The 7,595-nt window shown below is 58.8% G+C and carries 8 protein-coding genes; all 8 read right to left on the bottom strand.

The window, feature by feature from the left end; genetic code table 11:
• Positions 1–2,116, bottom strand: a 2,116-nt coding sequence (locus ACETWG_01235; protein MFB0515210.1) for an Ig-like domain-containing protein, incomplete at its 3' end; no start/stop codon positions are given.
• Positions 2,117–2,132: 16 nt separating this feature from the next.
• Positions 2,133–3,362 (bottom strand): hypothetical protein, encoded by a 1,230-nt coding sequence (locus ACETWG_01230; protein MFB0515209.1) that lies wholly within the window; start codon positions 3,360–3,362, stop codon positions 2,133–2,135.
• Complete coding sequence (locus ACETWG_01225; protein ID MFB0515208.1) at positions 3,359–3,808, bottom strand: hypothetical protein; 450 nt, start codon at positions 3,806–3,808, stop codon at positions 3,359–3,361. The genes ACETWG_01230 and ACETWG_01225 overlap by 4 nt, the downstream gene beginning before the upstream one ends.
• Positions 3,809–3,861: 53 nt before the next feature.
• Positions 3,862–4,107, bottom strand: a complete 246-nt coding sequence (locus ACETWG_01220; protein ID MFB0515207.1) for a hypothetical protein — start codon at positions 4,105–4,107, stop codon at positions 3,862–3,864.
• Positions 4,104–5,954 (bottom strand): DNA primase, encoded by a 1,851-nt coding sequence (gene dnaG, locus ACETWG_01215; protein ID MFB0515206.1) that lies wholly within the window; start codon positions 5,952–5,954, stop codon positions 4,104–4,106. Before dnaG ends, ACETWG_01220 begins: the two co-directional genes overlap by 4 nt.
• Positions 5,955–6,067: 113 nt before the next feature.
• Positions 6,068–6,487, bottom strand: a complete 420-nt coding sequence (locus ACETWG_01210; protein MFB0515205.1) for a putative toxin-antitoxin system toxin component, PIN family — start codon at positions 6,485–6,487, stop codon at positions 6,068–6,070.
• Complete coding sequence (locus ACETWG_01205; GenBank protein MFB0515204.1) at positions 6,484–6,771, bottom strand: type II toxin-antitoxin system Phd/YefM family antitoxin; 288 nt, start codon at positions 6,769–6,771, stop codon at positions 6,484–6,486. Before ACETWG_01205 ends, ACETWG_01210 begins: the two co-directional genes overlap by 4 nt.
• A gap of 333 nt (positions 6,772–7,104) precedes the next feature.
• Complete coding sequence (locus tag ACETWG_01200) at positions 7,105–7,578, bottom strand: hypothetical protein (GenBank protein MFB0515203.1); 474 nt, start codon at positions 7,576–7,578, stop codon at positions 7,105–7,107.
• Between the last annotated feature and the right edge of the window lie 17 nt (positions 7,579–7,595).

The following is a 7,595-nucleotide window of genomic DNA, read 5'->3' as shown; positions in this document are numbered from 1 at the left end:
CGGGGGGTGCCCCGCCCCTGGCTTTATTTCGCCACACCTCGCACCGGCTGAACAGCAGGGCTTCCAGTCCAGAAGATGGCCACCGGGCCCGATCCCATTTAAGGAGGATACTCGTCTCAGATAACGAACCATGTTCGTTCGGTCCCCGCAGCTTAACGCCTGAAGGCGGGGCGTAGAGGGTATCCCCGACAACATTGCTGCGGACATATCTCCCGGCCTGGTCATAGGTCAGAACAACGTAATTGTAAATGGGAAGGATCGCCTGCGCGGTGTCCCCCAGGGTGGTATCCGCATCGAGATAGGTGATAGTATCAGCCGCGGTTGGCAGGCGCTGGGTCAGGGTAGTGACCCGCACACAATCGCCACCCGGCAGGCAGTCGGCGATGTTATCGGCGTCATCATCAGTAAACGTCTCGGTACTGTCGGCAGAGCGCAGCAGCTCGTAGCGGTCAAACTCGCCGTCCGGCTCCTGGCTGGGCAGCCATGCCACGCGGTAAAACCAGTCGGCGGTGGCATCCAGGCTGACGATTTCGGCGGGGTAGATATCCCTGGTGGAGGCTTCAAGAGTGGCCGCAACCGAAGCGCCGCTGGTATCGGTCACTACCAGGCGATAATCATATAGGGTATTCTTGGATAGGTCCTTATCGGTACGTTGGTTGTCATCGGCGTTCGGGGAGGTGAAAATCACCTGGCCGTCCCGGGACAGGGTGTAGTTGGCGAAGTCGTCGGCGGAGCTGTAGCTGTAGCGGTCCCAAGTGAGTTGCAGCTCGTACTTCCCCTGCTGGATCACGCCCAGGCCGCCGCTCCAGATATCGGCCAGGGATTGGGTCGTCAGGGTCAGGATGTTGCTCCAGGCGATGTTGTTCTGGCTGTCCCAGTGACGCATCCGGTAGCGATAGGTATGATCCTGTTTGAGGGGGCTATCGGTGTGGGTGAAGGTTTCGTTCCGGGGGGCGGTGTAGACCAGCACATCGGTAGAGTCCACCGTAGTGCCGGTTCCCCGGTACAGAGCTATCCAGCTGGAATCCTCCTGCTCCTCAATAGTCTCCCAGGCCAGGGTGGCGGTATATTTGGTGATGGGAGTTGGCGGGTCCCTCAGGACTGGCGGTGGCAGGGCCAGCGTTTGCAGCGCCAGCACATCCTGGTCGCGGAAGCGGTGGGTATACCCGGCCTCATCGATCAGGTAGAGGTAATAATAATAGGTTGTGCTGGCGGTGAGGCCCGAGTCGATGTAGCTATGGGTGTCCTCTGTGAAACCGGCTATAGAGTCCAGGTCCGCCGGTTGGGGGGAGGGGCCGCGATGGAGACGGTAGTAGGCCACATCTTCGGTGCTGGGCTCCCATTCCAGCCCCGCGATATACTTGGTGATAAGCGCAGTTGCGCTCAGGGACACCGGCTGAGGCAGCAGAGTGTGGACGGTGGCCACTGAATCGCTGCCAGTAGCGCGGCCAAATACATCATGGACGAATACCCGGTAGTAATAATCTGTGTCTTCGAGCAGGCCAAAAGAACTGATCCCTGCGCCCAGATCGACGTAGTGCGTGCTGGTTGGATCATCGTATCGGATCAGGGAATCGGAATCGCGGGTCACTTCGGGAATGGTGTCCCGGCGGAGGATGTAGTGTGAGAAGTCATAGTCTATTGACTGCTCCCAACTAAGCTCCGCCGAATGCTTGGTGACATTGGTGGGTGGGAACAGCTCCACCGGGATGGGTGGCAGGCCCTCATTATCCAGGTAGAATTTCCGGTCGGTGAACCGGCTATTACCGGCGAAGTCCTCGGCTTTCGCTATCAGGAGAGTATAGGAATCAGCGTCGGTGCAGTCGGGATAGGTGGTAGTGTTCCAGTAGAATGTGTAGGGCTCGACCGTCAGTTTGGCCAGGGTGTCACCTTCGGCTGTGAGCGTCACCTGCTTGATACCGGTATTGTCCTGCGCATCGAGCCTGATGGTGGCAATATCGCTGAGGACGGTGAATTCCTCCGGGAAGGAGAAGCGGATAAAGGGATCGACGGTGTCCTTATCATCGGAGTCGCCGCAGCCGACCGCCAGGATCAAAAGCACCGCGAGGGTGGTAATGAAAATGGTCTCTAAGAAGTCTTTGTTGAGATGAATCATGCCGGTGACGCCACGCTCAGTTCCCGAAGGAGGGATCGATAAATCTTTGCCGGGAGGTGATAATACCGGCGGCATTGCGCGTGGTGACCACCAGCTCGGATGATCGCGGGTGATAGTCGTAGGTGGTAGTTTCCAACAGCTCACCCTCCGGGGTGTAAAACGAGCGCCGCACCATCCGGTCGTCCTGGTCATAGACCAGCGCGTAGACCTGCTCTATCTTGCCGGTATCTGATAGGACCGTAGCGCGAAGGCTGCGGGTATTAGTATCAGGCTCGGTGCGCAGGCTGAAGGTGTAATAGTAGGAGATCTGGTCGAGCTGGTTGAAGACCTGGGTGGAAGCCAGGTACCCGTTTTCATCGCTGGTCAGGGCGACTTTCCATCCCGGCCTGACAACGCTCCAGTCCCGGAGAAAAATATAGGGGTGCACGGTGAGCAGGGAAGCGGAGCTGTCCCCGGCAAACTCCAGTCGGGCGTAGCTGCTGCTGTCAACGGCCACCCGGCCGTAAGTCACGGTGTACAGCAGCTCTCCCGCTTCATTATAGTTCTGAAGGGACTTGATAATGTCCCGGTCGTCGTAGATGACCCGTATATAGGGCTCGTTTTCAGGTATTTTTTTCTTGCGGGTATAGTCCACCGGTCGCAGTCGGCGGACATCCCAGGCCTGAAAATAGCGTACCATTGGGGGCGAACCAGGCCGGGATTGGAACGATCCTTCTGCCAGTAGCTGCTGTCGGGCCCGCCACTTGCGCGGCTCTACATACCGGACCCGGAGGAGGTATCCCTGGGGATCGTAGACGGCATGGAAGTGTGGTATGTCGGAGGCTTCCCTCTCGGAAATGGGTTCGCCCAGAATCTCGTCCCGGGTCAGGGGGCTGCGGTAGAAGCGGTGGGTGTAGCCCTTTTCCCTGGTCTCGAAGGCCCGGGCCCGCACGGCCAGACTGTCGAAATCCGCCTGGACGGTCCTTGCCAGGGAATCCAGGAGCGCCTGGATGAACCGCCTGGTCAAGGCCCGGTCATCGAGGGTGTCCACCAGCTGATAGAAGCGATTCCAGACCTCGCGGATCACCGGGGGGTGGTAAAAGGGGGCGACGGATTGATCGGCCGGCAGCTGGGACGGCAACGATTGCCTGAGGGAGTCCGGAACCCGAGGGGCCTCTTCCTGGCCGGGAGGTAGCGGGGCGGACTGGTCCTGGGCTGATAACGTCAGGACACCTGCCAGAAGTACCACGCCGGCGAAACTGATCATATGGCCTTAGCCAATAGTATCAACGTCGCCGCCACCATGACCATGCCTACTACGGCGCTGATCCGCTGTCCGGTCTCATAGTGCGCGAGCTGGCGCTCCAGGTCGTTCCAGGCCATGTGGACCTCCTCCAGCTCCCCGGGCTTGACCAGTACATGGTAGGTGCCGGCTTCCACTACGTTGATCAGGACCTTCCGCTGGCGATGGGTCCAGTGGTCCCATTTGAAGTTGGGTGAGAAGAAGCTGACACTGTGCCACCCCGGTGTCATCGGAATCTTCTCCACAATGGGGCTATAGCCGATCATTTCACCGTCAACATAGATCTGCACGAGATCGGCGTCGGTGAAGATGCGCAGGTAGCCCACGGCGGGTTCGGTCTGGTCCTCCTGGGCCTGAAGGCTTCCCCCCAGGAGGGCGGCTATTGCGAGCAGGTAAGTCCAGCGCTGCATGGAGTGTAACCCTTGTCCCACAAAGAGTCCTATCGGGGAGGGAAGCTACCCGTTCACCAGGGGATAGTCAATAGGACGGGTGACCCGCAACGCCAGACACCGGGCGAGGTTAGAGTTGCCCCGGCCAGGTAGCCCGGGTTTACCGCCAGGGAGCAGTGAAGGCCGGAGGACTGTTCCTCCAGGCTCAGGGCTTCGGTATTCACCTGGGCGGTGAGCAAAAAGACCATTACTGGAATGCTGAGAGCTGGCCCAGCAGCCGGGAAAGGCTGCCGAATGTGCTCAGGCTCCAAGGACTTCACCCGGTCCGGTACCTATTAAACAATTGGCTCAGGTTGGCCAGCTGCTGTTGCAGGGTGGCCACCTCGGCGATGATCTCGGCTGGTGACTGCCCAGTCTGCATCTCGGCCTGGCGCAAGTCCAGGCGGCGCTGCTCAATCTGCCGCTGGAGGACCTCCCGATGGAGGACTGTCAGGCAATCAATGGCCAGGAATAGGACCTGGTCCTCATGCGCCCGATCCTCCGCCGGATATTCTTCCGACATGAGGATCTGACTGAGCACCTGGTGCTCTTCCATGGTCGCGAGTTGATCCATGATACCGCCGGGATCGGGGACAGTCCCCTGCTGGAGCACGCTGTCCAGAGCCTGCCAGATGTTCTTCAGGACGGGGTGGGTAAACAGTTCTTCCCTGGTGTGGTCGAGGAGCAGGTTGAGCACCTGGTCGCTGTCGTGGAAGGCCAGGCGGATGAGGGTCATCTGGGCTTTATGGGAGCGGGTGGGTTCGATGATGACCCGGCTTGCCTCAGGCTGGTCCTCGCTTTCTTCCTCCCGCGGCCGTATTCTGGTGATGCGCTGGAGGGCTTCATGGAGAGGCCGCTCGTCGATGCCGGTGAGGTCTGCCACCCGCTTCAGGTGCAATTCCCGCACCAGGGGATCCCTAACCTGTACCAGTTCCTGAAGGATCTCGTCAAGCAACCGGCGCAGGTCTCCGGTCTGCGTCAGGTCACCCTGGAAATGGGAGCGGTGAAATTCAAGTAGCGGTTCGGCGCTATCCACGGCCTTCAATAAGGGCTCGGGGCCTTCCGCACGTACCCAGTCGTCAGGGTCCACGTCAGGGGGCAGGGATACCACCCTGGGTGTGAGGCCGTTTCGCAGGAGGGTATAGCCGCCGCGGATAGCTGCCTGTACTCCGGCGGCGTCACCATCGTAGGCCAGAAAGACATTGCTGGTGAGTTTGCGCAGCTCCCGGGCGTGCCGGTCGGTGAGGGCGGTGCCGGAAACGGCTACCAGGTGCTTTATGTCTGCCTGGTAGAGCTGGATGAGATCCAAGTAGCCCTCGACGATGATAGCCGCGTCCTGATCGCGGATATGGTTGCGGGTCAGGGACAGGCCGTAGAGGATCTCGCCCTTGTGATAGACCGGCGTCTCCGGCGAGTTGATATACTTGGCGACCTCACCTGCCCGGCTGTCCCCGCCAGACGGATCGGACTCGAAGATGCGCCCGCCAAAGGCCACCACCCGCTCGGAGATGTTGGTAATGGGGAACATGATGCGGCTGCGGAAGCGGTCATACGGCCCGCGGTCGCCGGCGGTAAAGAGTCCTGATTGGTCCAGCGCTTCGCGGGAGAACTGGCGCGAACCTACGGCCTGCAGCAGGTTTTCCCAGCCCGGCGGGGCGTAGCCGATCCTGAATAACGCCTGGGTGGCTTCGGTAATACCACGCTGTTTCAGATAGGCCCGCACCTTGGCGCCGGTATTGCCCTGGAGGTTGTTGCGATAGATCTCAGCGGCCAGGTCGCACAGGTCCAGGATCTGCTGCACTGTGGCCTTCCGGCGTGGATCGGTGGTGCCGGTGAGCTCCACCGGGATGCCGTATTGCTCCCCCAGGCGCTGGACGGCCTCGACGAATTCCAGCTTCTCCAGCTCCATAACGAAGGTAAAGGCGTTGCCGCCCCGGCCGCAGCCGAAGCAGTGAAAGATCTGCTTCTGCTGGTTGACACTGAAGCTGGGGGTCTTTTCCTGGTGGAAGGGGCACAGGCCAAACCAGTTGCGCCCCCGCCGCTTGAGCTGCACGTAGCTGCTCACCACATCCAGAATGTCGGCGGCGTCACGAATCCGGGCAATGGTCTCTTCGGAAATGCGGGCCATGGGTCAGATTGATTTTACGAAACCGGGAAGTGAAAAAGTAGCGGTAGCTGTCAGCGGTCAGCGATCAGCGATCAGCAGTCAGCGAGGGACCACGAACGACGGACAACGGATACCTATCCATCGTCTATACTCTTGCGGTAAAGCTCCACAAATTCAGCCGGGGACTCCACCTTAACCCCCCGGCGGCGATCTTCAGGGTAGTGTTTGACGTTGCCGGTGACCAGGTATTCGGCACCACCTGCCAGGGCGACTTCCAGGAAAGGCTCATCGTCGGGGTCAGGTAGATGCTGTGGCAAAGGAGAAGTTGCCACCAAGTGACCGGAAGCCTCGATATGCTCCAGAATCGCATCCACTTCTGTTTCGTTAATAGGGAATTTAGGTCTGAGCAAGACCTCACGGTATTCGGTGATTATGCGGGCATCATAGCAAATTATAAGGGCCCTGATCGCGACCATTTGTAGAATTGCGCCAGGCTTGCCGTGAGTGTTCAGCAGCCCTGATACTACCACATTAGTGTCTAAGACAATCTTCACCGGCGGCGGTTTTTCCGCACCGCCGCGATTTCGGCGTTAATCTCCTCCAGGGTCATATCTGCAAGGCCCATTTTGGCCGCGCGCTGCTGGATGGCATCCACTGCGGCCATGGCCCGGGCGCGACGGATGGCCGCCAGAGTCTCCTCCAGCCGGTCTTCCTGAACCGCCGACAGGATGGCGATAGGCCTGCCGTTGGATGTGACTACCAGCTCTTTCTCGTCGGCAAGCTGCCCCCAGACCTGGGCCGACTTACTCCTCAAGTCTCTTACGGAAACGAAGCGCATGATTCCTCCTTAATCATCTGCCAGCAAGTATACACATTTATCACTCAAATTGCAACACAATATGGTACACGATACGGGTCTCAAATTGGTGATTTTCCTGCTGGCTGACGATGGCCTCTTCGGAAATGCAGGCCATTGGTTATTTTGATTTTACGAAACCGGGAGGTAAAAAAGTAGCGGTAGCTATCAGCGACAGACTACAGACAACTGACTACGGATAATGGGCCACTACTGGTTTTATGGTTTGGCATGATATTGCAAAGCCGCTACTCGCAGTGAGAGTGGCATGCTGAGTACCAGAGGCCGGTGGCCCGCTCCTGTGCGCGCTGTATCCTAGTCGATGATTATGTTATCATCGTGGATCCGGACATAGGCCTGGAGGGTGGAATCGTCTGGTTGATGAATTTTGAGAAACAGCATCCCCGGGCCCGGCGGATAAAAATAGTAGCAGTGATCGAGCGGAACGACAACCGTCGGGCAGGCGAGCGCGCGGCAGTCACGTTTCCCCCAGACCGTCAGATCAAGGTCGTAGGCGTAAGTATCCCCAGCTTCGGTAGTGCGGATTTGGTCTTCAAAGTGGGCGAAGGAATTGCAGCCATCGAGACCGATGATGCCATACAATTGGATATGAAGGGTATCTCCTACCCAGAAGTCGCCCGGCGCGCTGATACTATCCACCCGGACCTGGAAATAGAAATAGGCGGAATCTTCATCATTTTCATTATTTTCGGTGGGGAAAGAGCAGGCGGCTGCTCCCAGGAGAAGGATAACCATCACGAAGGCCGCTGCCAATTTTATTTGACCCATGAGCCGTGCCCCAAGGT

The organism is Candidatus Neomarinimicrobiota bacterium, from assembly GCA_041862535.1.
GTDB lineage: Bacteria > Fidelibacterota > Marinisomatia > SCGC-AAA003-L08 > TS1B11.
Note: the sequence above shows the minus strand (reverse complement) of the source record. Positions and strands in the feature narration are given on the sequence as shown.

Bases quoted from the DNA above. Each gene is read 5' to 3' on its own strand.
- ACETWG_01230 (MFB0515209.1), bottom strand. From the start codon at position 3,362: ATGATCAGTTTCGCCGGCGTGGTACTTCTGGCAGGTGTCCTGACGTTA.
- ACETWG_01225 (MFB0515208.1), bottom strand. From the start codon at position 3,808: ATGCAGCGCTGGACTTACCTGCTCGCAATAGCCGCCCTCCTGGGGGGA.
- dnaG (MFB0515206.1), bottom strand. From the start codon at position 5,954: ATGGCCCGCATTTCCGAAGAGACCATTGCCCGGATTCGTGACGCCGCC.
- ACETWG_01205 (MFB0515204.1), bottom strand. From the start codon at position 6,771: ATGCGCTTCGTTTCCGTAAGAGACTTGAGGAGTAAGTCGGCCCAGGTC.
- ACETWG_01200 (MFB0515203.1), bottom strand. From the start codon at position 7,578: ATGGGTCAAATAAAATTGGCAGCGGCCTTCGTGATGGTTATCCTTCTC.